Annotated in this window: 16 protein-coding genes and 1 pseudogene; 10 read left to right on the top strand and 7 right to left on the bottom strand. The window is 71.5% G+C overall.

Annotated elements, in window-relative coordinates:
- Positions 1-16 precede the first annotated feature (16 nt).
- Positions 17-880 carry a GNAT family N-acetyltransferase gene (locus AA23TX_RS19175; RefSeq protein ID WP_155543861.1) on the top strand — a complete coding sequence of 288 codons (864 nt, stop codon included), beginning with the start codon at positions 17-19 and terminating at the stop codon, positions 878-880.
- Here the strand turns inward: AA23TX_RS19175 and AA23TX_RS19170 are convergent.
- Positions 805-1185: an MmcQ/YjbR family DNA-binding protein gene (locus AA23TX_RS19170; protein ID WP_155543860.1), complete on the bottom strand. Its 381-nt coding sequence runs from the start codon at positions 1183-1185 to the stop codon at positions 805-807. The genes AA23TX_RS19175 and AA23TX_RS19170 overlap by 76 nt on opposite strands.
- Between AA23TX_RS19170 and AA23TX_RS19165 the strand changes: the two genes are divergently transcribed.
- The gene (locus AA23TX_RS19165; RefSeq protein WP_155543859.1) at positions 1184-2008 is read left to right on the top strand and encodes a fructosamine kinase family protein; all 825 of its coding nucleotides are present in this window, start codon (positions 1184-1186) and stop codon (positions 2006-2008) included. The genes AA23TX_RS19170 and AA23TX_RS19165 overlap by 2 nt on opposite strands.
- Here AA23TX_RS19165 and AA23TX_RS19160 read toward each other — a convergent pair.
- Positions 2005-2667, bottom strand: coding sequence for an HNH endonuclease family protein (locus tag AA23TX_RS19160; protein WP_155543858.1), 663 nt, complete (start codon positions 2665-2667; stop codon positions 2005-2007). The two genes, AA23TX_RS19165 and AA23TX_RS19160, sit on opposite strands and share 4 nt — an antisense overlap.
- 82 nt (positions 2668-2749) lie before the next feature.
- A complete protein-coding gene (locus tag AA23TX_RS50775; protein WP_196425375.1) occupies positions 2750-4045 on the bottom strand; it encodes a hypothetical protein in 1296 nt (431 codons plus the stop codon).
- Between the two features lie 146 nt (positions 4046-4191).
- Between AA23TX_RS50775 and AA23TX_RS19150 the strand changes: the two genes are divergently transcribed.
- Positions 4192-5055, top strand: coding sequence for an urea carboxylase-associated family protein (locus tag AA23TX_RS19150; RefSeq protein WP_155543857.1), 864 nt, complete (start codon positions 4192-4194; stop codon positions 5053-5055).
- A gap of 229 nt (positions 5056-5284) precedes the next feature.
- Here AA23TX_RS19150 and AA23TX_RS50950 read toward each other — a convergent pair.
- Positions 5285-5570: pseudogene (locus AA23TX_RS50950) on the bottom strand (iron-containing alcohol dehydrogenase); the annotation flags it as partial.
- A 215-nt stretch (positions 5571-5785) separates the two neighbouring features.
- Between AA23TX_RS50950 and AA23TX_RS19140 the strand changes: the two are divergent.
- The 4 genes from AA23TX_RS19140 to AA23TX_RS19125 all read left to right on the top strand — a co-directional run bounded on the left by AA23TX_RS19140 (position 5786) and on the right by AA23TX_RS19125 (position 10856).
- The gene (locus AA23TX_RS19140; protein WP_230862570.1) at positions 5786-7399 is read left to right on the top strand and encodes a sigma-54-dependent Fis family transcriptional regulator; all 1614 of its coding nucleotides are present in this window, start codon (positions 5786-5788) and stop codon (positions 7397-7399) included.
- Positions 7400-7492: 93 nt separating this feature from the next.
- On the top strand, positions 7493-8602 hold the full coding sequence (locus AA23TX_RS19135) for an NDMA-dependent alcohol dehydrogenase (RefSeq protein WP_155543856.1): 1110 nt from the start codon (positions 7493-7495) through the stop codon (positions 8600-8602).
- Positions 8599-8877, top strand: a complete 279-nt coding sequence (gene mftB, locus AA23TX_RS19130) for a mycofactocin biosynthesis chaperone MftB (protein WP_155543855.1) — start codon at positions 8599-8601, stop codon at positions 8875-8877. The genes AA23TX_RS19135 and mftB overlap by 4 nt, the downstream gene beginning before the upstream one ends.
- A gap of 260 nt (positions 8878-9137) precedes the next feature.
- A complete protein-coding gene (locus AA23TX_RS19125) occupies positions 9138-10856 on the top strand; it encodes a DUF262 domain-containing protein (protein WP_155543854.1) in 1719 nt (572 codons plus the stop codon).
- A 59-nt stretch (positions 10857-10915) separates the two neighbouring features.
- Here the strand turns inward: AA23TX_RS19125 and AA23TX_RS19120 are convergent, their stop codons facing one another.
- Positions 10916-12649 carry a pyruvate dehydrogenase gene (locus AA23TX_RS19120; protein WP_155543853.1) on the bottom strand — a complete coding sequence of 578 codons (1734 nt, stop codon included), beginning with the start codon at positions 12647-12649 and terminating at the stop codon, positions 10916-10918.
- A gap of 70 nt (positions 12650-12719) precedes the next feature.
- Between AA23TX_RS19120 and AA23TX_RS19115 the strand changes: the two genes are divergently transcribed.
- The 3 genes from AA23TX_RS19115 to AA23TX_RS19105 all read left to right on the top strand — a co-directional run bounded on the left by AA23TX_RS19115 (position 12720) and on the right by AA23TX_RS19105 (position 15818).
- Complete coding sequence (locus AA23TX_RS19115) at positions 12720-13622, top strand: LysR family transcriptional regulator (protein ID WP_155543852.1); 903 nt, start codon at positions 12720-12722, stop codon at positions 13620-13622.
- Between the two features lie 51 nt (positions 13623-13673).
- A complete protein-coding gene (locus AA23TX_RS19110) occupies positions 13674-14768 on the top strand; it encodes a calcium:cation antiporter (RefSeq protein ID WP_155543851.1) in 1095 nt (364 codons plus the stop codon).
- Positions 14769-14927: 159 nt separating this feature from the next.
- The gene (locus tag AA23TX_RS19105) at positions 14928-15818 is read left to right on the top strand and encodes a cobalamin-binding protein (RefSeq protein ID WP_155543850.1); all 891 of its coding nucleotides are present in this window, start codon (positions 14928-14930) and stop codon (positions 15816-15818) included.
- Here the strand turns inward: AA23TX_RS19105 and AA23TX_RS19100 are convergent.
- Both AA23TX_RS19100 and AA23TX_RS19095 read right to left on the bottom strand, forming a co-directional pair.
- Positions 15802-18186: a SpoIIE family protein phosphatase gene (locus tag AA23TX_RS19100; RefSeq protein WP_155543849.1), complete on the bottom strand. Its 2385-nt coding sequence runs from the start codon at positions 18184-18186 to the stop codon at positions 15802-15804. The two genes, AA23TX_RS19105 and AA23TX_RS19100, sit on opposite strands and share 17 nt — an antisense overlap.
- Positions 18183-22730 (bottom strand): hybrid sensor histidine kinase/response regulator, encoded by a 4548-nt coding sequence (locus AA23TX_RS19095; RefSeq protein ID WP_155543848.1) that lies wholly within the window; start codon positions 22728-22730, stop codon positions 18183-18185. Before AA23TX_RS19095 ends, AA23TX_RS19100 begins: the two co-directional genes overlap by 4 nt.
- Between the last annotated feature and the right edge of the window lie 197 nt (positions 22731-22927).

The raw sequence follows: 22927 nt of genomic DNA, 5'->3' as shown, positions 1-22927 counted from the left end.
CCGGCACGCTGGGCGCATGGGCGGGGAACGACTCTTCTGCGACATCGCGCTGGCCGCGCGGATCGAACGTGCCGAGGCGCGGCTGACGGCGGAAAGCAGCGACGCCGCGCGGGCACGCCGGGGTGATGCGGTCGGGTTCGCGCGGCCGTTCGCCGGTGGCGTCGCCAGCTTCGCCGAAGCGGACTCGCCGTTCAACAAGATCATCGGACTGGGCTTCGACGGCCTGCCGTCCGCCGCCTCGCTCGACGAGGTCGAAGCCGCGTTCGCCGAGCTGGGCGCGCCGGTGCAGGTCGAGCTGTGCGAGCTGGCCGACTCCGCGCTGGGCGTGTTCTTCACCCAGCGCGGCTACCGGCTGGAGTCGTTCGAGAACGTGCTGGGCCGGCGGCCGGGCGGCTTTGACTTCCCCGACGACGTCCGGCTCAGCCGCGACGACGAGCTGGAGCGGTGGCTGTCCGAAGTCGCCGACGCCGTCGCGGTGGCCGACACCGAAGGCCTGCCATCGCACGAGGAGTTCCCGCGCGAGACCGTCGTCAACGCGATGCGGGACATGGCCGGGGTGACCCGGTACGCCGCGTGGCGCGGCGGCGATTTCGCCGGCGGCGCGAGCTTCCGCGTCACCGACGGGATCGCGCAGTTCACCGGCGCGGCGACCGTGCCGGCCCACCGCCGTCGCGGGGTGCAGACGGCGCTCCTGCGCGCTCGGCTCGCGGCGGCGGCCGAGGCCGGCTGCGACGTCGCCGTCGTCACGACGCAACCGGGCTCGAAGTCGCACGAGAACGTGCAACGGCAGGGCTTCGACCTGCTCTACGCGCGGGCGATCCTGGTGAAGGGGACCTCGGCGACCAGCTCCTCCGGGGCCGAGAGCCGCCAGGCCTCGTAGATCAGCTCGGCGACCTCGTCGGGCTCGACGCCGTCGAGGTACACGACGACCCAGCCGAAGCCGCCCGCGGTGAACTGCACCTCGAAGACGTCGGGGCGTTCGGAGACCAGGGCGAGCTGCTCGGAGATCGTCTGCTTCAGGCCGAGGGTCCGCGTCCGCGGCCAGTAGTACCCGAACCGCTTGCCGCGCACGCTGAACGACGAGTAGTCGCGGGCCTCGGACCGTTCGACGTCCGCCAGCTCGCCGAGCACCCGTTCGAAGTCCTGCACCGGCCCACCGTAGCGCGCCGGTAGCGTGCGGGACATGACCGTGCCCATGGCCCGCCTCACCGGGCACTCCGTCACCGAGTGGCGTCCGATGGCGGGGGATCTTCGTGAAGCCGTCCTCGACGACGGCCGCGTGGTCGTGGTCAAGCGCGGGCACGGACCGGGCGCGATCGCGGCCGAGGCGGCGGGCCTGCGCTGGCTGGCTTCGGCCAAGGCGGTTCCGGTGCCGTCGGTGGCCGGCCACGACGAGAACCTGCTGGTCGTCGAGCGCGTCACCGCGGGCCGGTCTTCGGCGCCGGCGGCCGAACGGCTCGGGCGCGGCTTGGCTCGGCTGCACGCGGCCGGGGCGCCGGCGTTCGGCGCCGCTCCCCCGGGCGGGCCCGCCGACGCGTGGATCGGCCGGGCACCGATGGCGAACGTGCCCGGCGAGGACTGGGCGTCCTGGTACGCGGCGCACCGCGTGCTGCCCTACGTCCGGCGGGCGTTCGACGCGGGGACTTTCGACACGGACGACGTGACGCTGTTCGAGCGCGCGTGCGAGCGCATCCCGGCCTCGGCCGAGCCGCCGGCCCGGTTGCACGGCGACCTGTGGACCGGCAACGTCCTGTGGGACGGCCGCGAGGCGTGGCTGATCGACCCGGCCGCCCACGGCGGGCACCGCGAGACGGACCTGGCCATGCTGCACCTGTTCGGCTGCCCGCACCTCGGCAGCGTGCTGGGCGCGTACGAGGAGGTCACGCCCCTGGCCGAAGGCTGGGCCGGGCGGATCGGGCTGCACCAGCTGTTCCCGCTGCTCGTGCACACCGTCCTGTTCGGACGGTCGTACGCCGGGCAGGCGGTGGCCGCGGCGCGCACGTTCTAGCAGTGCTGGAGCATGCTTTCCAGCGCCGTCTTCTCCGGGACGGTGATCGTGAGGCCGTAGTTGCTCTTGACCACGATCCAGTCGGTGGCGTAGGTGCACCAGTAGGAGACCAGCGGCGGCTTCCACTGGTCCGGGGCCTTGTCGCTCTTCTGCTCGTTGAGGTTGTCGGTGACCGCGTGCAGCTGCGGGCGGATCAGGTCGTTCGCGAACTGCTCACGGCGCTCCTGGGTCCAGGACTTCGCGCCGCTCACCCAGGCCTGGCCGAGGGGCACCATGTGGTCGATGTCCACATCGGACGCTTTCGTCCAGGTCTCGCCGTCGTAGGCGCTGACCCAGGTCCCGGACTTGGCGGCGCACTGCGCGTCGGTCTTCACGTCCTTGCCGTCGCGCTTGAGGACCTGCTCGCGGGTGTCGCAGGCACCGTCGACCTTGTCCCAGTGCGGGAACTTCTCGCGGCTGTAGCCGTCCATGGTGCCGCGCACGGCGACCTTGAGCTGCCCCAGCTGCGTCCGCGCTTCGGCGGGCGCGATCGGCGGTGCGGCGGCGGTCCCGGTCCCGGCGGGCTGGGTGCCCGACGCCAGTCCGTCGGGCACCTTGCAGCCGGTGAGGGACGCGCCCGCGAGGACGGCCAGCAGGACGAGCGCTCGGGTGCGCGGCATCGTGAACCCCTTTCACGTCTGCCGGGAGGTGCCCAGGAGACGCGGCCGCGAAACGGTGCAGATGGCCTAGTTGGCGCGAAATTCACGAGCCATGGAAGACCTGCGCCACGAAAACGGCGGCGATCACGCCCACGGTGACGAGCAGGGTCAGCACGAAGACCAGGCCCCAGGGCACCTGCCGGATCGGCCGCTGACGTGGGAAGACGGAATGGCCACGCGGAGCGGGGATCCTCGGCCCGGGCTCATCCTCGACGACCGCGGGCGCCGGCTCGGGCGGCAACGGCAGCGGCAGCGGCAGGACGGCGGGCAGCTGGGGCACTCGCTCTCGCGCCACGACGCGGGCGGGAAAGCCATCGGCGAGCAGCGCGGCCCGCGGCGGAGCGAGGTGGGCGAGGGAGAGGGCGTAGCAGGCGTCGAGGACGTCGTCGGCCGACCAGACGGTCCGCCATCGGTTGTGCTGGCCGATGATCCGCCGGAGGCCGCGAGGGTCGGCGAGGACGACGGCCACCCCGGGGACGGAATCGGTGCCGAGCCAGGGTGGGGCCGGCGGGCCGGAGATCGGTTCGTGCCCGGCTTGACGCCGGTCGGGCTCGCTCGTGTTCGGCTCGTGCCAGGCCCGGCCTGCGCCGGGCTCACCAGGGCTCGGCGCCCACTCGGCTTGGCCCTGGCCGGGCTCGCTCGTGTTCGGCTCCCACCCGGCTTGGCCCTGACCGGGCTCACCCGGGCTCGACTGGCGCCGGGCCTGGCCGGGATCCGACTCGCTCGGATTGGGCTTGTCCCACGCCCGGCTTGGATCGAGTTCGCCGGGACGTGCTTCACGCCAGGCCTGTTCCGGTTCGCCCCCGCTCGCCCCAGCTGCTTCGGGCCGCGTCCCATTCCCAGGCCGCCCCGCGTCCAGGTCACCCGGCTGCGCCCCACGCCAGTCCGCGTCTCCCCCCGGCAAACGCTGCTCCGGCACCGTGATCGCCCCCGGCCGCGACGAACGCTCCGCCGGATCATCCCCCGCCGGCTCGGCCAGCCGATCCCGCGTCTCCTCCACCGACGGCACCACCGCGACCAGCCCCGTCACGTACTGCCCACCGTCGTGCGCGGCCAAGGCTCCCTTCGCCGCCTCCACTCCGGCCCCCGCTCGCTCGCCGGGGTCCCAAGCGCTCTCCGCCCCCGGTGAGTGCGCCGCGATCACCACCACCCCCGTCCGGGTGAACACCAGCGCGTCCACGAAGCGGGGGCCCAGCCGGCTCGGGACCGTGATGCCGGTCAGTGCCAGACCCGTCAGGTGGTCCGGTCCCGGACCCCAGGAACGCAGCAGCCCCACGAGGTGCGTCGCCGCCGCGGGCAGGCGCCACTCCTCGCCGGTGCGCTGGAACGCCACGAGCACCGCCGGTCACTCCTCCCACGAGTAGAGCTCCCTCGACGGTAGGAGCCGGACCGGCCGACCCCCAGCAGCCGAACGAGTGGTCGAACGCCACCGTGCGTAGCCGGGGCATGCTGGAGCGGCATCCACACCGCACGAGGGAGACCCCGATGCCCCCAGCCGCCTACCAGGGCCGCGCGCTCGACGTCGACCGGCCGTTCTACCGGCGGCTCGCCGAGGACGACGGCCGCGAGCTCGTCGACGCGTTCGAGGTCCCGATCCGCTCGGGCCGCGCCTGGCGGGTCCCGAAAGGCCACCTCTGCCGGCTCGTCACCGTCGAAGGCCCGCAGGTCGGCGACCTCAACCTGTGGAACGCCGCCGACCCCCGCGAACGCTTCTGGGCCGCGCGCACCCGGCAGCTCCAGCGCGCCCACGTCAGCACCTTCGACCGGCTCTGGTCGACGCTGCCCTTCCTCCGCCCGCTCGCGACGATCACCGCCGACACCCTCGAAGACCACGGCGAAGACGCGGACGGCGGCCGCGTGCACGACCTGCTCGGCACCCGCTGCGACCCGTACGTCAACCGGATGCTCACCGGCGACGACTTCGACTTCCACTGCCACTCGAACCTCGTGCGCGCGGTCGCGCCGTTCGGGCTCACCGAGTTCGACGTGCACGACGTCCTGAACGTCTTCCAGTGCACCGGGCTCAACGACGAGGACCGCTACTTCATGAAAACCTGTCCCGCGCGCCCGGGCGACCACTTCGAGTTCTTCGCCGAGCTGGACCTGCTGTGCGCACTGTCCACCTGCCCGGGCGGCGACCTCTCGATCCCGCTGTGGGGGCCGGGCGCCCGCGACCCGATCGACGTCTGCCACCCGATCGGCGTCGAGGTGTACAAACCCCGCTCCGACCTGCTGGAAGGCTGGCGCGAGCCGGAGCGCGCGGCCTACCGGGGCCTGCACGGCGCGCGGCTGCCGGAGTGGGCCGACCTACCCGATCGGACGGGTCGGACCACCGGGACCGCGAGGTAGCCTGGCCGGAAGTCAACGCCGACGCGTCATCGGGAGTGCCCGTGGTCCTCACTCGCCGGCCCTCGCCCTCCCGGGCGGCCGACGACGGCGCCTGGCCGGACACCGGGCTGACCCAGCCGGCCGGGTGTTCCGACGTCCCGCCCGCGGGCCTCACCATCGCCAAGTTCCACGCACCGGAGATCATGTTCGGCGACGGCGCCCTCGCCGAGGTCGGCCACGTCGCCGCCCGGATGTTGCGCCCGTCGTGCGCCACCGAGATGCGCGCGCCCTTGCAGGCGTCGTGCGAGGAGCCGCCCCCGATGGAGACGAAGCCGTCGCAGCCGTTCTCCTGGTACAGCGCGACGGAGTCCATCACGTTGTAGTCCTTGGGGTTGGACTCGACCTGGTCGTAGAGCACCGGGTCGAGGCCGTGGTAATTCAGCGACTCGAAGATGCGCGCCCGGGCCCAGCAGCGCCCGCGGCATCGGGTGGAACTCCTTGAGCGGGAACGGCTTGATCAGTTCGTCGACCTGCACGCGGTGTCCCTTCACGAACGGGCGAGGTGTGCGGCCGACGGTATTTCCCTTGTCACACAAGCGAAACAGCTCACGGCGGAAACCGTCCGGCCGGGACGGCGGAACCGCTCGGACGGGCCGGGCGGGCACCTGCCCGATCGGAGAGGTTCTCCCCGCGCCCGGTCCGTGTGATGATGGAAGACCGGGGACGCCGAGCGGCTCGACGAGGAGTGCGAGTGGACCTGCGGACCGAGATCGCGCAGTCGTGGCGGCGGGCGGAGCTTTCCGGGCTCTCGCCTGCCTCGTCCGTCGAGCGGCTGAACGTCGCCGACGTCGACCGCCGCAGCCGGCTGCTGCGGGCCGCGTCCCCGGTGCTCGACGAGCTGGCCCGGCAGCTGGCCGGCACCCGGTTCTGCGTCGTGCTCGCCGACGACGAGTGCCGGATCGTGGCCCGGCGGTTCTCCGAGCGGTCGGTCGAGCTGGCGCTGGAGAACATCAGCGCGGTCCCCGGCTGCCAGTTCCTGGAGGAGCGGACCGGGACGAACTCGCTCGCGACGCCCTTCGAGACCCGCCGCGGCGTCTCCGTCGACGGTGACGAGCACTTCCTCGAAGCCATGAAGCAGTTCACCTGCTACGGCCATCCGGTGGTGCACCCGACGACCCGGCGGATGGCCGGCGTCCTCGACATCACCGGGCCCGCCGGTGACGCCAACGCGTTGCTCGGGCCGTTCCTGCGCCGCGCGGTCGCCGACATCGAACGGCGGCTGCTCGACGGCGCGAAGCTCGCCGAGCAGCAGCTGCTGGCCGCGTTCCAGTCCGTGCAGCACCGGGCGTGCGCGGTGCTGGCGCTCGGCCAGGACGTCGTGCTCGCGAACACCGCGGCGACCGAGCTGGTCGACACCGCCGACCACCGGCTCCTGCGCGAGCTGGGCCGCACGCACCGCGGTCTCGGCCGTCTCCGACTGTCGTCGGGCACGCCGGTCGAGGTGCGCGTCGAAGCGGTGTCGGCGAGCGCCGGGCTGCTGTTCGAGCTGGCGCCGGTGCGGACTTCGAGCCCGGTCGTGTCGCGGCCACCGGCCGAGCGCGGGCTCTTCCCCGCCCAGATCGACGAGCGGCTGCGCGGGGCGGGGCGCGCCCGGCGGCGGGTGCTGATCTCGGGCGAACCGGGGTCCGGCCGGACGACGGCGGCCCGCGTCGTGGCCGGGGACCAGCCGGTGCACGAGTTCGACGCGTCCGACGTCGTCGCCGGCGAAGCCGAGTGGTGCACGCGGGTGGCCGCGGCGGCTTCGCTGCCCGGCCTGCTGGTGATCGACGGCATCCAGCTGCTGCCCCCGCTGGCGGCGGTCCGCCTGGCCCGGCTGCTGGACACGACGACGGCGTGGTTCGCGCTGCTCAGCGGCCCGCCGTCGGAGCTGCACGGCGAACAGGCGACCCTGGCGGCGCGCATGCACCGGCGGATCGAGCTGCCGCCGTTGCGCGAGCGCCGCGACGAGATCCCGGCGCTCGCCCGCACCCTCCTGCGCGGCTTCGGCGACTCGCTCCGGCTGACCCCGGGGGCGCTCGAGCTGCTGGGATCCCAGCAGTGGCCGGGCAATCTGCGCGAGCTGGCCGGAGTCCTGGCCGGCGCGGCCGACCGCCGCTCGGCGGGCGACCTCACGGCCGAGGACGTGGCCCCGGGCTGCACGGAGACCGCCCCGGGCGCGGCGCTGAGCGGCTGGGAGCAGGCCGAGTACGACGTGATCGTCCGGACGCTGCGCGCGTGCGAAGGCAACAAGGTGCGGGCGGCCAAGCAGCTCGGCATCAGCCGCTCGACGCTCTACAACCGGATGCGGGCGCTGCGGGTCCGCTGACCCCGGTGTCCGGGATTTGGACACTCCACCGACGCCCGGTCTCCACACAATCGAGGCACGAAGGTGCACCGCCGCACGTGGAGGAGATGGGCCGTGAAGACCAAGGCAGCCGTACTGTTCGATGCCGGGAAGCCGTTCGAGATCATGGAGCTGGACCTCGACGGCCCGGGCCCCGGCGAGGTGCTCATCAAGTACACCGCCGCCGGGTTGTGCCACTCGGACCTGCACCTCATCGACAACGACCTCGTGCCGCGCTTCCCGATCATCGGCGGCCACGAAGGCGCCGGAGTCATCGAAGACGTCGGCCCGGGCGTGACCAAGGTCCAGCCCGGTGACCACGTCGTCTGCAGCTTCATCCCCAACTGCGGCACCTGCCGCTACTGCTCCACCGGCCGCCAGAACCTCTGCGACATGGGTGCCACCATCCTCGACGGCCACATGCCGGACGGCACCTTCCGCTTCCACGGCGGCGGGCAGGACTTCGGCGCGATGTGCATGCTCGGCACGTTCTCCGAACGCGCCACCATCTCGCAGCACTCGGTCGTCAAGGTCGACGACTGGCTGCCGCTGGAGACGGCCGTGCTCGTCGGCTGCGGAGTCCCGACCGGCTGGGCCACGGCCAACTACGCCGGCGGCGTCCGGGCCGGGGACACCACCGTCGTCTACGGCATCGGCGGCATCGGCATCAACGCCGTGCAGGGCGCCGCGCACGCCGGCGCGAAGTACGTCGTCGCCGTCGACCCCGTGGAGTTCAAGCGCGAGGCCGCCCTCAAGTTCGGGGCCACCCACGCCTTCGCCACCGCCGCCGAAGCCGCGGAGAAGGTCAACGAGCTGACCTGGGGCCAGCTGGCAGACCAGGCGCTGATCACCGTCGGCACCGTCGAAGAAGACGTCGTCAGCGAGGCGTTCAACGTCGTCGGCAAGGGCGGCACGGTCGTCATCACCGGCCTCGCCAACCCCGAGAAGCTCACCGTGCACGTCTCGGGCGGCGTGATGACGCTGTTCGAGAAGACGATCAAGGGCACGCTCTTCGGCTCGGCGAACCCGCAGTACGACATCGTCCGGCTGCTGCGGCTCTACGACGCCGGCAAGCTCAAGCTGGACGAGCTGGTGACGCGCAAGTACACCCTGGAGCAGGTCAACGAGGGGTACCAGGACCTGCGCGACGGCAAGAACATCCGCGGCGTCATCGTCCACGGGTGACCCCGGCACGGGCGTCCACAGTGGACCTCGACGCGCCGTACCGGCTCAACCCGCTGGTGCCGCTGCGGCTCGACGAGATCGCCCACCACTGCGAACGCCGGGAGACGTGTCTCCTCGGCTCCCCGGACGTCGTGCGGGTCGTGCGCACCCTGGCCATGCACGCCTCGGTCCGCGACGCGCTCGACGCCGCGGAGCTGAGCGAAACCTGCCGGGCGCGGATGGTGGCGGCGCTCGACCACCTGGCCGCCACCGGGGTCATCGTCGCCGACCCGTGAACGCCGCTGGTGGCCACGACGAGCGTCGTGGCCACCAGCTGGCCTTGGTGGCCGCACCCAGCTACTAGCCAGCGTGGTCCCGTCGTCTCTCCGGCATGCGAACCCATTAGGACCGGCCAACCCCGCCAGCTACGGATATCGCTGATTCAAGACGACACGCACTCCCACAGTCAAACAACCCCGCAAAGTATCCGTATACTTCGAGCCGCGAAGTTCCCGGCTCGCCGGGAACAAGATCATTTTCGAGGGGTTGGGCGAGGGTGTCGAAATACACGATCGACAGCGTTGGACTCGGTGCATTGCTAGCGCAACGAAGGTTCGGAGTACCGACCTATCAGCGAGCATTCGCCTGGGGGTCCGGCGAGGGGCGCGACGAGGTCGAAGACTTTTGGAACGACCTCGAACAAGCTGTCGCCGAAAATTCTGACGAAGCTTACTTCCTCGGCACTGTGGTCCTTTCCGACTCTTCTGACTATGCAGAAGGAACCACAACAACCAGCCGCTCTTTCGTCATCGATGGACAGCAGCGCCTGACCACAGCTTTTCTGTTGATTCTGGCAATTCGTGACGTGTTCAACGGGAGGCAAGACAGCCGCGGGAATGACATCGAGCAGCAGTACATCGCAGCCCGCGACCTGCGCACCCGCGAAGTGGAATCCCGACTTCGACTCAGCGCGACGGACAACGACTATCTTCAAGGCCTCGTCGAGGGTACTCGAAAGCCTCTCGACCGCCGGGCACCCCAGAGCCATCACCTCCTTGCCAAAGCGATGGACTTCTTCCGAGACCGGATCGGAGCCCAGGCCGCGGCGGCGGAGGACAGCTGGGCCGATCGGTTAGTCGACTGGGTGGACTTCATCCACGAACGAGCACTGGTCATCACCGTGACAGTGCCGACGGAATCAGACGCCTACCTCATTTTCGAGACGCTCAACGACCGTGGTATCGACCTCACGATCGCCGACCTGACGAAGAACTACATCTTCAGCCGCGCCGGCTCACGTCTGCCGGAGTGTCACGACCGTTGGATCAGCACGACAGCCTACATCGAGCAGGCAACCGGCACCGGCAGCAAGTTCACCGACTTCCTTCGTTACTATTTCACCAGCCAGCAAGGGCCGACGCGAGAGCGTGAAATCTTTGTCCGGGTCAAGGCCAGACGACTGACAACGTCGTCCGACGCCGTCGCCTTCAGTGAAGAACTCAAGGCCGCAGCACAGGCATACAGCCGCCTTTTGGGTGCGGACCCCACATTCTGGCCCGCCATACAAGCCGGCGCGGCGGAAAACGTCGAGGCCCTTCGCATCCTGGAGGTGGAGCGACTGCGTCCAATCTTGCTGGCGGCGATGTTGAAGTTCAACAACCCGCAACTGGGCCAGCTCCTGCGACTGGCAGTCTCCGCCGCGGTCAGAATGCGCATCTCTCGGACCGCCGAAGGAAGCAAAGCCGAACGCGTCATCGCAGAAGTCGCACAGGCCATATCCCGCGGCTCCGTCACCACCGCCCGTAAGGTGATCAGCGAACTGTCCGCAATCCTGCCGTCCGACGAACAGTTTCGCAATGACTTCTCTACTGCCGTGGTGCGACGAACGTCCTACTCACGATACTACCTGCGGTCACTGGAGATCGAGAACCTGCGTCCGAAGCGGGCACCCGAATTCATCGCGAATCCCAACACGAGCGAGCTGAACCTCGAACACATCCTTCCCCAGTCCGCCACTGCAGAGTGGGAGAAGTTCGTCCCACGCGACCGCCAGACAGAGTATGCCTACCGGCTTGGCAACCAGGTTCTTTTGCGGGCAAGCGAAAACAAAGCACTCGGAAATCTGCCCTTCGCCGACAAGAAGGACGTGCTGAGCGCATCGACGCTCTCGCTTACCAAGGCTGCGGGCGCCATGGACGAATGGACCATGAAGAGCATCGATGCCCGGCAACGGCGGCTCGCCGACCTCGCGGTCAGCTACTGGCAGATGACCTGACGGGCGCGGGGTGTGTTGACTGTCGCGCTTGCACGGTCAACACACCGTGCACGTCCGTCCTACGGCCGCGGCGCGTTGCGCAGGTTGGTGCGCGCCAGGTCGACCATCTTGCCGACGCCGCCGTTGAGCACCGTCTTCGTGGCGCCCAGGGCGAAGCCGCGCACCATCTCACCGGTGATCCGCGGCGGGATCGACAGCGCGTTCGGGTCGGTCACCACCTCGACGACCGCCGGGCCCGCGTGGGCGAACGCCTTCTCCAGCGCGCCGCGGACGTCGGCCGGGTCCTCTACGCGCTCGGCGAAGATCCCGCACGCGGCCGCGATCGCGGCGAAGTTCACCGGCGCGTGGTCGGTGCCGAAGTCCGGCAGGCCGTCGACGAGCATCTCCAGCTTCACCATCCCGAGCGTGGCGTTGTTGAACACCACGACCTTCACCGGGACGTCGTAGGCGGGCAGCGTCAGCAGGTCGCCCATGAGCATCGCGAGCCCGCCGTCGCCCGAGAGCGACACGACCTGGCGGCCCGGCTGGGCGAGCTGCGCGCCGATCGCGTGCGGCAGCGCGTTGGCCATGCTGCCGTGCCGGAACGAGCCGATGACCCGGCGGCGGCCGTTCGGCGTCAGGTACCGCGCGGCCCAGACGTTGCCCATGCCGGTGTCCACCGTGAACACCGCGTCGTCGGCGGCGACCTCGTCGAGCACCGAAGCGACGTACTCCGGGTGGATCGGCCGGCGCTGCTCGATCTTCCCCGTGTACGCGCCGACGACCTTCTCCAGCTTCCGCACGTGCTCGCGCAGCATCCGGTCGAGGAACACGCGCTCGGTGCGCGGCCGCAGCAACGGGAGCAACGCGCGCAGTGTCTCGCGCACGTCGCCGTGCACCGCCAGCTCCAGCGGAGTCCGTCGGCCGAGGCGTGAGGCGTCGTGGTCGAGCTGGATCGTGCGGGCCTGCGGGAGGAACTTGTCGTACGGGAAGTCCGTGCCCAGCAACAGGATCCGGTCGGCGTCGTGCATCGCGTCGTAGCAGGCGCCGTAGCCGAGCAGGCCGCTCATGCCGACGTCGAACGGATTGTCGTACTGGATCCACTCCTTGCCGCCGAGCGAATGCCCGACCGGCGCGGCGAGTTTCTCCGCGACCGCCATGACCTCGTCGTGCGCGCCGCGGACGCCCGCGCCGGCGAAGAGCATCACCTTCTCGCCGGAGTTCAGCAGGTCCGCCAGTTCCTGGACAGTCTCCGGGGCGGGCACCACGGGCGACGGCGTCACGAGCGGCAGCCGCTCGGAAAGCGGGCCGGTGGCCTTGCGGTCGGCGAGGTCGCCCGGGATGGTCAGCACCGCCACGCCGCCCTTGCCGACGGCGGCCTGGGTGGCGATGCGCAGCAGCCGCGGCAGCTGGGCCGGATCGGCCACGACCTCGCTGAAGTGGCTGCATTCGGCGAAGAGCCGGTCCGGGTGGGTCTCCTGGAAGAAGCCGGTGCCGATCTGGTTCGACGGGATGTGCGACGCGATCGCGAGCACCGGCGAGCCCGAGCGGTGCGCGTCGAACAGGCCGTTGATCAGGTGCAGGTTGCCGGGCCCGCAGCTGCCCGCGCACACCGCGAGCTTGCCGGTGACCTGCGCTTCGGCCGCCGCGGCGAAGGCCGCGGTCTCCTCGTGGCGGACGTGCACCCACTCGATGCCGTCGGTGCGGCGGACCGCGTCGACGATCGGGTTGAGACTGTCGCCGACGATGCCGTAGATGCGTTCGACGCCCGCGTCCCGCAGGGTCCTGACCAGCTGTTCTGCCACGGTTGCCATACCTCCAGGGTGGCCCGTCGCGACCGATGCGTCCAATGCCTGATTGGATGAAATTCCATACACTGGCGGCATGGACGTCCAGACGCTGCGGCTCTTCCGCGAGGTCGCCGGCGGCGCGACCGTCACGGAGACCGCGGCCGGCGCGCACCTGACGCAGCCCGCGCTCTCCCGCGCCCTGCGCCGGCTGGAGCACGACGCCGGCGCCCAGCTGTTCCGCCGGTCCGGGCGCCTGCTGCGGCTCACCCCGGCCGGGCACGCGTTCAAGCGGCACGTCGACGCCGTGCTCGACCAGCTCGACCAGGGCCTGCGCGAGGTCGGCGAGATAGTCGCACCGGGCACCGGCGTCGTCCCGCTGGCGTTCCTCCACACGTTCGGCACGTGGCTGGTGCCGTCGGTGCTGCGCGGGTTCCTGCGCGAGCACCCCGGCGCCCGGTTCGCGCTGCGGCAGCACGGCGAGGCCGGGCTCGAGGCGGAGCTGCTCGAGGGCACCGCGGACCTCGTCCTCACCAGCGGCGACCGCGGGCACCCGCAGCTGCACTGGGAACGCCTGCTCGTCGAGCCGCTGCGGCTCGCGGTCCCGCCGCGCCACCGGCTCGCCGGCCGGCGGCGGGTCCGCCTCGCCGAGTTCGCGGACGAGACGTTCATCCTGCTGCGCCCGGGTTACGCGCTGCGCGAAACCACCGAGCGCCTGTGCGCCGAGGCCGGCTTCACGCCGCGGATCGGCTTCGAGGGCGACGAGGTCGAGACGCTGCGCGGGCTCGTCACCGCCGGGCTCGGCGTGTCCGTGCTGCCGTTGCCGCGCACGGCCACGTTTCCCGCGCCCCACCTCGAACTGACCGATGTGGACGCCGCGCGCGACATCGGCCTCGCGTGGGCGGCCGGGCGGACTCTCCCGCCGCTGAGCGAAACCTTCCGGCGGCACGTCCTCGCCGCCGGGCCCGCCGAGCTCGACCGTCCACAAGGGACGATGTGAGAATCGCCGTACGACCACGCGGTGTGACCGCCGGTGTGACAGGGTGGAGGCATGGCCGCGCTGAGATCCTTCCTGACGTCCTGGACCTCCGTCACCCCTGTGCTCGGCCTGGTCGTGCTGGCGCTCGCGTGGGGCCGCGACCTCGGCCCGGTCTTCGTGGCGATCGTCGCGATCGCGCTGGGGGCGACCGTGCTGGCCGCGGTGCACCACGCGGAGGTCGTCGCGCACCGCGTCGGCGAGCCGTTCGGGTCGCTCGTGCTCGCGGTCGCGGTCACCGTCATCGAGGTCGCGCTGATCGTCACGATGATGGTCTCGGGCGGCCCGGAAGCCGGATCGCTCGCGCGGGACACCGTGTTCGCCGCGGTGATGATCACGACCAACGGCATCGTCGGCATCTCGCTGCTCGTCGGCGCGCGACGCTACGGCGTCACCTTGTTCAATTCGGAAGGCAGCGGCGCCGCGCTGGCCACGGTCGCGACCCTGGCCACGCTGAGCCTGGTGCTGCCGACGTTCACCTCGAGCACCCCCGGCCCGGCGTTTTCGACCGCGCAGCTGACCTTCGCCGCCGTCGCGTCGCTGGCCCTGTACGCGACGTTCGTGCTGACGCAGACCATGCGCCACCGCGACTTCTTCCTCCCGGTGGCGGCCGACGGCGAGGTCAAGGAGGACGACCACGCCGAACCGCCGACGAACCGGGCCGCGCTGGGCAGCCTCGCGCTCCTGCTGGTGGCGCTGGTCGCGGTGGTCGGGCTCGCGAAGGTGGAATCTCCGGCGATCGAGGCGGGCGTGCGCGCGGCCGGGTTCCCGCAGTCGTTCGTCGGCGTCGTGATCGCGTTGCTGGTGCTCCTGCCGGAGACCCTGGCGGCGACGCGCGCGGCCCAGCGCGACCGGATGCAGATCAGTCTCAACCTCGCCTACGGTTCGGCGATCGCGAGCATCGGCCTGACCATCCCGGCCATCGCGCTCGCGTCGGTCTGGCTGCCCAGCGAACTGCTGCTCGGCCTCGGCTCGACGCAGATCGTGCTGCTGGCGCTGACCGTGGTGGTGAGCGTCCTGACGGTGGTGCCCGGCCGGGCCACCCGCCTCCAGGGCGGCGTGCACCTGGTCCTGCTGGCCGGATTCCTGGTGCTGGCCGTCAACCCCTGATGCCGTGTCGACCCTTCAATCACGCGTGCTGACCCTCTGATCACGGCCGATGCCCGGTTCGGTCCGGCATTACCTGTGATGGGGGAGGCATCACGGGTGATTGAAGGGGCATCACGCGTGATTCAGGGGTCGACACGGCCGGGGGATTACCGTGGGCCGATGCGGATCGTCTCCCTGCTGCCCGCGGCGACCGACCTGGTCGCGGTGCTGGGCGAGCTGCCCGGCCTCGTCGGCCGGACGCACGAGTGCGACTGGCCGCCGGGGCACGTCGAGCACGTCCCGGTGGTCACGCGGGCGGAGTTCGATCCCGACGCGCTGTCCAGCCGGGAAATCTCCGAAGCCACCCATCGCGGGTCCGGGCTCTACACGCTCGACAGCGCGCGGCTCGCCGGCCTCGCTCCCGACGTCGTGTTCACCCAGGACCTGTGCGAAGTCTGCGCGGTGTCCTACCGCCAGGTGTCCGAAGCGGTGCGCACGCTCGACACCGGACCGCTGGTCGTGAGCCTGGAACCGGCCACCCTCGACGGTGTCCTCGACTGCCTCCGCCAGGTCGGCGACGTGCTCGGGGTGCCGGACCGCGCGGCGGCCGAGATCGCCACCTTGCGCACGCGCCTGGCCGCACTGCCCCGCCCCGGCACGCGGCCGCGGGTCGTGGCGCTGGAGTGGCTGGACCCGATCTGGCCCGCCGGCCACTGGGTGCCCGAGCAGATCGCCTCGGCGGGCGGCGAACCGCTGCTGGCTTCGCCCGGCGAGCACACCCGGCCGGTGCCGTGGGACGCCGTCGTCGAGGCCCGGCCCGACGTGCTCCTGCTCATGCCGTGCGGGTTCGCGCCCGGCCGCACGCTCGCCGAGGCGCCGTCGCTCGCGGACCGGCCCGGCTGGGCGGACCTGCCTGCCGTGCGCGCCGGGCAGGTCTGGGTGCTCGACGGCCCGGCGTACTTCAACCGCCCGGGCCCGCGGGTGGTGCGCGGTGCCGAGATCCTGGCGGAGATCTTCGGCGGCGGGAATCCGCCGCCGTCCGAAGCGCGGCGGTTCACCGTCCCCCGGTGACCTCGATCCCCACCACGCACGTGTCGTCGTCGGTGTCGGCCGTGCTGTACGTCAGCAGCGTGTCCAGCTGGTTCTCCAGCCCGCCGTCGTGGCCCTTCACCAACGTCACCAGCCGCGACACCGTCTCCTGGACCGGGCGGTCGCGGCGCTCGACCAGCCCGTCGGTGTAGATCAGCAGGATGTCGCCCTCGTCGAGCTGGAGCTCTTCTTCCTGGTACGTCACGTCCCGGACCGCGCCCAGCAGTGAACCGCGCAGCAGCGGCAACGTCGTCGCGTCGCCGCCGCGGTGGCGGACGATCGGCGGCAGGTGCCCCGCGCGCGCCCAGCGGAGCTTGCGGGTCGCCGGGTCGTAGACCGCCGCGACCGCCGTTGCCGTCACGTGGTCGGTCAGGTGGTAGGCCACCAGATTCAGCCACGTGAGCAGCTGGGCCGGCCCGGCGCCGGTCGCCGCCAGGCCGCGCAGGGCGTTGCGCAGGCTCACCATCCCGGTGGCCGCGTCGATGCCGTGCCCGGCGACGTCGCCGACGCACAGCAGCACCTCGCCGGTCGGCAACGCGACCGCGTCGTACCAGTCGCCGCCGACCAAGTGCTCCTTCTCGGCCGGCCGGTAGCGGACCGCGGCGCGCAGGCCCGGCATGTCGATCGGGCCCTTGGCCGGCGGCATGATCGCGTGCTGCAGCTGCAGCGCGAGCCGGTTGCGCTCGATCGCCTCCTGCTCGGTCTCGGCCAGCCTGTCCCGCGTCGCGGCCAGCGCCACCTCGGTCCAGTGCTGCGACGACACGTCCTGGTAGGCCCCGCGGACCGCGACGAGCTCGCCCCGTGCGTCCACGACCGGCTCGGCGACCACCCGGATGTGCCGGGCGACGCCATCGGAGCGCTGCAGGCGGAACGCCGTCGACGACGGGCGCCGGTGGTGCATCACCGCGCGCAGGAACCGGCCGATCGCCTGCGCGTCGTCGGAGTGGGCGTGCGCGGCCAGCTCGTTCAGCGACAGCGGCGTCGCGGTCGGCGGCAGGCCGTACAACGCGAACAGCTCGGTGTTCCAGGTGATCGCCCCGGTCACCACGTTCTCTTCGAAGCCGCCGATGCGGCCGAGCCGCTGGGCGTGCTGCAGCAGCACGGCGAGCTTCGCCGCGTCGTCCTGGATGCGCAGGATGAGCAGCACGTTGCCGGCGAACCGCGTCACGCTGATGTCGGTGAGGACGGTCAGCGGCACCTGGTCGACGAGCGTGGTCACCGCCATGCTGTCGGCGCGGAACGGCTCGCCGGTGGCGTAGACCCGCTGGATCTTGTCCAGCAGCCCGCTCTCCTCGGCGGCGAGTGGGTAGGTCTCCAGCAGCCGCGTCCCGACGAGCCGGCTGCGCGGCCGCCCGCCGGGGTCGGTGAACCGGACGTTGGCGTGGTGGATGCGGAAGTCGGTCAGCCGGCCGCCGTCGAGGCACGGCGACAGCAGCACGGCCGGGTCGTGCAGCCCGTCGACGAAGTCCACCAGCTCGCCGAGGAAGTCCCCCGAACCGTCGGCGGCCACCGGGGCGACCACGCCGTCCCAGGTGTCGAGGGTGTGCGCGCACAGCTCCGCCAGGGCCTCGAGCTGCTTGCGCTGGCGCCCGGGCTCGGCGGGGAGCGGGTCCGGCCAGCACATCTCGACGACGCCGATGATCCGGCCGCCGGTACCGGTGGGCACCGCGACGCGGCCGCCCTCGGCCAGGGTGTGCTGCCCGATCGACGGCAGCCCGCCGCCGGACAGCGTCGGGTACCAGACCGTGTCGCGCCCGAGCAGCGCGTTGCGGGCCGGGGTCGCGACGCCCGGTGGGACGTAGCGCCAGCGCGCCGCCTCCTCGGCCGAGAACCCGGCCGACCCGGCGAGCGTCAGCGACCCGTCCGGACCGGCGAGCCACACCGCGACCGCCGTGGCGCCGAGCGGCCGCAGCGCGTGCTCCAGGATGGACTCCGCGACGCGTTGGGTGTCCCCCGCCGCGAGCACGCCGCTTTCGGCGGTGCGCAGCCGCACCGCGACGGACTCCTCGCCTTCGGCGCGGGCCAGGAACTCCTGCGTCACCTCGGTGATCCGGTCTTCGGCCGCTTCGCCGACGACGTCCGCGGCGAACTCCAGCGGCGTCAGCCCGGCTCGCTCCGCCAGCGTCTCCAGCTGCCGGGCGGCATCGGCGGGCGTGCAGTGCAGGCGTTCCATCAGGACGCCCTTGGCCAGCTCGATCAGCGCGCGGCCGTCGGCGACGGCGTGGGCGTGGTCGACCTCGCCGCGCAGCCGGGCGACGGTGTCGGCGAGCCGGGCGAGGTTGGCGGACACCTGTGCGGCCGGCGCCGGGACGACCTGCTCGTCGACGAGCGGCCGTTCGTCTCCGATCACGCGGTCACGTGCCGCTTGATGCGGGCGACGAGGTCGTCCGCGTCCACCGGCTTGGTCACGTAGTCGGTGGCCCCCGAAGCGAGGCTCTTCTCGCGGTCCCCGGGCATCGCCTTCGCCGTCACGGCGATGATCGGGATACCGGCGTGCTCGGGCATCGCGCGGATCTTCGCCGTCGCCGTGTAGCCGTCCATCTCCGGCATCATCACGTCCATCAGGATCAGGTCGATGCCGGGGTGCGCGGCGACGGTCTCGACGCCCTTGCGGCCGTCCTCGGCGTGCAGCACCTGCATGCCGTGCAGCTCCAGGATCCCGGTCAGCGCGAAGACGTTGCGCGGGTCGTCGTCGACGATGAGCACGGTGCGCCCGGCCAGCGTCGTGTCGACGTCGGCCGCCGGCACCTGCGCGGCCGGCTCGTCCTGGCGGACCAGTGGCAGCACCGCCCCGGGCTCCTCCGCCGACAGGTGCAGGGCGATCCGCTCGCGCAGCTCGTCGAGACCGGAGAGCACCTCCAGCGATGGGACGTCCGCGCGGGACTGGACCAGCTGCTCCAGCTCGCCGTCGAGCCGTCGGCTGTTGTGCGCGAGCACCGGCACCATCCGCAGCGCGCTGTCGCCCTGCATCGCGTCGAGGAACCCGAACGCGGTGCGCTCCGGCAGGTCCAGGTCCAGCACGACGCAGTGGTAGGCGTCGGTGGCGAGCGCGGCCGCCGCTTCCTGCGTGCCGACCGCCGTCACGACCTCGACCTCGGCCGGCGAGATCCCGATGTCGCGGCTGTCGGCCAGGTCGGCCGCGGCGCTCTCGGCGACGAGCGTCAGCAGCCCGTGCTGACGCTCCTCCACGACCAGCAGCCGCCGGTGGGCGCGCGGCACCGAGGCCGTCAGCGCGGCACCGGCGTCGCCGATCGCGAGCGCCGTGCCGGGGTGCTCGCCCGCGGGCAGCGTCGCGAAGTCGGGCCGCGCGACCGGCAGGGAGAACGTGAACGAGCTGCCCTCGCCGAGCGTGCTCTCGGCGGTGATGAAGCCGCCGAGCAGTTGCGCGATCTCGCGGCTGATCGACAGCCCCAGCCCGGTGCCGCCGTACTTGCGGCTGGTGGTGCCGTCGGCCTGCTGGAACGCGCCGAAGATCGACTCCAGCTGGTGCTCGGCGATGCCGATGCCGGTGTCGGTGACCCGGAACGCCACGGCCGGGCCGTGCGCGCGCAGCGGCCGGGGCAGCTTGTCCGGCTCGACCGGCTCGATGTGCAGCTCGATCCCGCCGACCTCGGTGAACTTGACCGCGTTGGACAGCAGGTTGCGCAGCACCTGCCGCAGCCGGGAGTCGTCGGTGAGCAGCTCGACGGGCGAGCCGGGGGCGACGGTGATCCGGAACTCGAGGTTGCGCTGCGACGTCATCGGCCGGAACGTCGCCTCCACGTAGTCCAGCAGGCCGCGCAGCGACACCTGCTCCGGCGTGACGTCCATCTTCCCGGCTTCGACCTTCGACAGGTCGAGGATGTCGTTGATCAGCTGCAGCAGGTCCGAGCCCGCGGAGTGGATGATGCCCGCGTACTCGACCTGCTTCGCGGTGAGGTTGCGGGTCGGGTTCTGCGCGAGCAGCTGGGCGAGGATCAGCAGGCTGTTGAGCGGGGTCCGCAGCTCGTGGCTCATGTTGGCCAGGAACTCCGACTTGTACTTCGACGCGATCGTCAGCTGCTGGGCCCGCGCCTCCAGCTCCTGGCGCGCCTGCTCGATCTCGAGGTTCTTCGTCTCGATGTCGCGGTTCTGCGTGACGAGCAGCGCCGCCTTCTCCTCCAGCTCCGCGTTGGACGACTGGAGCTCCTCCTGGCGCGCCTGCAGCTCCTCGGACCGGGTCTGCAGCTCGGCGGTCAGCCGCTGCGACTCGCCGAGCAGCTCGTCGGTGCGGGCGTTGGCGACGATGCTGTTGACGTTGACGCCGATCTGCTCCATCAGCAGCTCGAGGAACGCCCGGTGCACCGCGGTGAAGCCGTGCACCGACGCCAGCTCCAGCACGCCGAGGACCTGGTCTTCGACGACGATCGGCAGCACGATCAGGCTGGCCGGCACGGTGCTGCCGAGCCCCGACGAGATCGTCGCGTAGCCGGGCGGGACATCGTCGACCGCGATCGGACGGCGGCTGCGCGCGGCCTGCCCGACGAGGGACTGGCCGATCCGGAAGCGCACCACCGGACCCTCGCCGTCGGGGTGGCCGTACGCGCCGACCAGCCGCAGCTCGGGGACCTCGGCGGTGTCGTCGGCCAGGTAGAACGCGCCGAACTGGGCGTTGACCAGCGGGACGAGCTCGTCCATCACCGCGGCCGCGACGACCGCGAGGTCGCGGCGGCCCTGCATCAGCCCGGTGATGGTGGCCAGGTTCGACTTGAGCCAGTCCTGCTCCTGGTTCGCCCGCGTGGTCTCGCGCAGCGACTCGACCATCGAGTTGATGTTGTCCTTCAGCTCGGCGACCTCGCCGGAGGCGTCCACGGTGATCGAGCGGGTCAGGTCGCCCTCGGCGACCGCGCTGGTGACCTCGGCGATCGCCCGGACCTGGCGGGTGAGGTTCCCGGCCAGCTCGTTGACGTTCTCGGTCAGCCGCTTCCAGGTGCCGGACACGCCCTCGACCTCGGCCTGGCCGCCGAGGCGGCCTTCGCTGCCGACCTCGCGCGCCACGCGCGTGACCTCCGCGGCGAACGCCGAGAGCTGGTCGACCATGGTGTTGATCGTGGTCTTGAGCTCCAGGATCTCGCCGCGCGCGTCGACGTCGATCTTGCGGGTCAGGTCGCCCTGCGCGACGGCGGTGGTCACCTGGGCGATGTTGCGGACCTGCCCGGTGAGGTTGTTCGCCATCGAGTTGACGTTGTCGGTGAGGTCCTTCCACGTGCCCGCGACGTTCGGCACGCGCGCCTGGCCGCCGAGCATGCCCTCGGTGCCCACCTCGCGCGCCACGCGGGTGACCTCGTCCGCGAACGCCGACAGCGTGTCGACCATCGTGTTGATGACGTCGGCGAGCGCCGCGACCTCGCCCTTGGCCTCGACGGTGATCTTGCCGGACAGGTCGCCGCGCGCGACCGCCGTGGCGACCTGGGCGATCGACCGGACCTGGCCGGTCAGGTTGGACGCCATGACGTTGACGTTGTCGGTGAGGTTCTTCCAGGTCCCGGACACGCCGCGGACGGTCGCCTGGCCGCCCAGGTTGCCCTCGGTGCCGACCTCGCGGGCCACACGGGTGACCTCGTCCGCGAACGCGGACAGCTGGTCCACCATCGTGTTGATGGTGTCCTTCAGCTCGAGGATCTCGCCGCGGGCGTCGACCCGGATCTTCTGCGACAGGTCACCGCGCGCGACGGCGGTGGTGACCTGGGCGATCGAGCGGACCTGCGCGGTGAGGTTGTCGGCCATGACGTTGACCGACTCGGTGAGGTCCTTCCACGTCCCGGAGACGCCCTTGACGTCGGCTTGGCCGCCGAGGCTGCCCTCGGTGCCGACCTCGCGGGCCACGCGGGTGACCTCGTCCGCGAACGCGGACAGCTGGTCCACCATCGTGTTCAGCGTGTCCTTGAGCTCCAGGACCTCGCCGCGGGCGGTCACGTTGATCTTCTGCGACAGGTCGCCCTTGGCCACCGCGGTGGCGACCTGGGCGATGTTGCGGACCTGGTCGGTCAGGTTGCCCGCCATGAAGTTCACCGAGTCGGTGAGGTCGCGCCAGGTCCCGGAGACGCCCTTGACGTCGGCCTGCCCGCCGAGCCGGCCTTCCGTGCCGACCTCGCGCGCCACTCGGGTGACCTCGTCCGCGAAGGAGGACAGCTGGTCCACCATCGTGTTGATCGTGCTCTTGAGCTCCAGGATCTCGCCGCGGGCGTCGACGGTGATCTTCTGCGACAGGTCGCCCTTCGCGACCGCCGTCGTCACCTGGGCGACGTTGCGGACCTGGTCAGTCAGGTTCCCGGCCATGAAGTTCACCGAGTCGGTGAGATCGCGCCACACGCCGCCGACGCCGGGTACCTGCGCCTGGCCGCCGAGCCGGCCTTCGCTGCCCACCTCGCGCGCCACGCGGGTGACCTCGTCCGCGAACGACGACAGCTGGTCCACCATCGTGTTGACGGTGTCCTTCAGTTCGAGGATTTCGCCGCGGGCGTCGACGTCGATCTTCTGCGACAGGTCGCCCTTCGCGACGGCCGTCGCCACCTGGGCGATGTCCCGGACCTGGGTGGTGAGGTTGCCGGCCATGGCGTTCACCGAGTCGGTGAGGTCCTTCCACGTGCCGGACACGCCGGGGACCTTCGCCTGCCCGCCGAGCTGCCCCTCGCTGCCGACCTCCCGCGCGACGCGGGTGACCTCGGAGGTGAACAGCGACAGCTGGTCGGCCATGCCGTTGAACACGGTGGCGATCTCGCCGAGCAGGCCGTCGGCCCCGCCGGGCAGCCGGATGCCGAAGTCGCCGTCGCGAACCGCGGTCAGGCCGGCCAGCAGCCGGCGCAGCTCCTGCTCGCCCGCTTCGCCCACGCCTGCGACTGCGCCTTTGGCACCCGGGCGCGTCCCCTCGACCATTGCCCCACCCATCCGCCACCCGTTCCTTCGCTTGTCGGCGCCCGGCGCCGTCCCGGTGTGCCCACCGGGATGGCTCAGCATAGTGCAGCTGCACTATGCTGAGCGGCAACGGTTGAGCAACCAGCCGCACCCGTGTCCGCGCGTGCTTTCCCAGGCGGTGCTCCCGAGCTTTCCTTTTCCCCCAGGCCATCCGGCCG

The organism is Amycolatopsis camponoti, assembly GCF_902497555.1.
In the GTDB taxonomy this organism is placed as follows: Bacteria; Actinomycetota; Actinomycetes; order Mycobacteriales; family Pseudonocardiaceae; genus Amycolatopsis; species Amycolatopsis camponoti.
Note: the sequence above shows the minus strand (reverse complement) of the source record. Positions and strands in the feature narration are given on the sequence as shown.

Bases quoted from the DNA above. Each gene is read 5' to 3' on its own strand.
- AA23TX_RS19175 (WP_155543861.1), top strand. From the start codon at position 17: ATGGGCGGGGAACGACTCTTCTGCGACATCGCGCTGGCCGCGCGGATC.
- AA23TX_RS19165 (WP_155543859.1), top strand. From the start codon at position 1,184: ATGACCGTGCCCATGGCCCGCCTCACCGGGCACTCCGTCACCGAGTGG.
- AA23TX_RS19170 (WP_155543860.1), bottom strand. From the start codon at position 1,185: ATGTCCCGCACGCTACCGGCGCGCTACGGTGGGCCGGTGCAGGACTTC.
- AA23TX_RS19160 (WP_155543858.1), bottom strand. From the start codon at position 2,667: ATGCCGCGCACCCGAGCGCTCGTCCTGCTGGCCGTCCTCGCGGGCGCG.
- AA23TX_RS19150 (WP_155543857.1), top strand. From the start codon at position 4,192: ATGCCCCCAGCCGCCTACCAGGGCCGCGCGCTCGACGTCGACCGGCCG.
- AA23TX_RS19120 (WP_155543853.1), bottom strand. From the start codon at position 12,649: ATGGCAACCGTGGCAGAACAGCTGGTCAGGACCCTGCGGGACGCGGGC.
- AA23TX_RS19115 (WP_155543852.1), top strand. From the start codon at position 12,720: ATGGACGTCCAGACGCTGCGGCTCTTCCGCGAGGTCGCCGGCGGCGCG.
- AA23TX_RS19110 (WP_155543851.1), top strand. From the start codon at position 13,674: ATGGCCGCGCTGAGATCCTTCCTGACGTCCTGGACCTCCGTCACCCCT.
- AA23TX_RS19105 (WP_155543850.1), top strand. From the start codon at position 14,928: ATGCGGATCGTCTCCCTGCTGCCCGCGGCGACCGACCTGGTCGCGGTG.
- AA23TX_RS19095 (WP_155543848.1), bottom strand. From the start codon at position 22,730: ATGGTCGAGGGGACGCGCCCGGGTGCCAAAGGCGCAGTCGCAGGCGTG.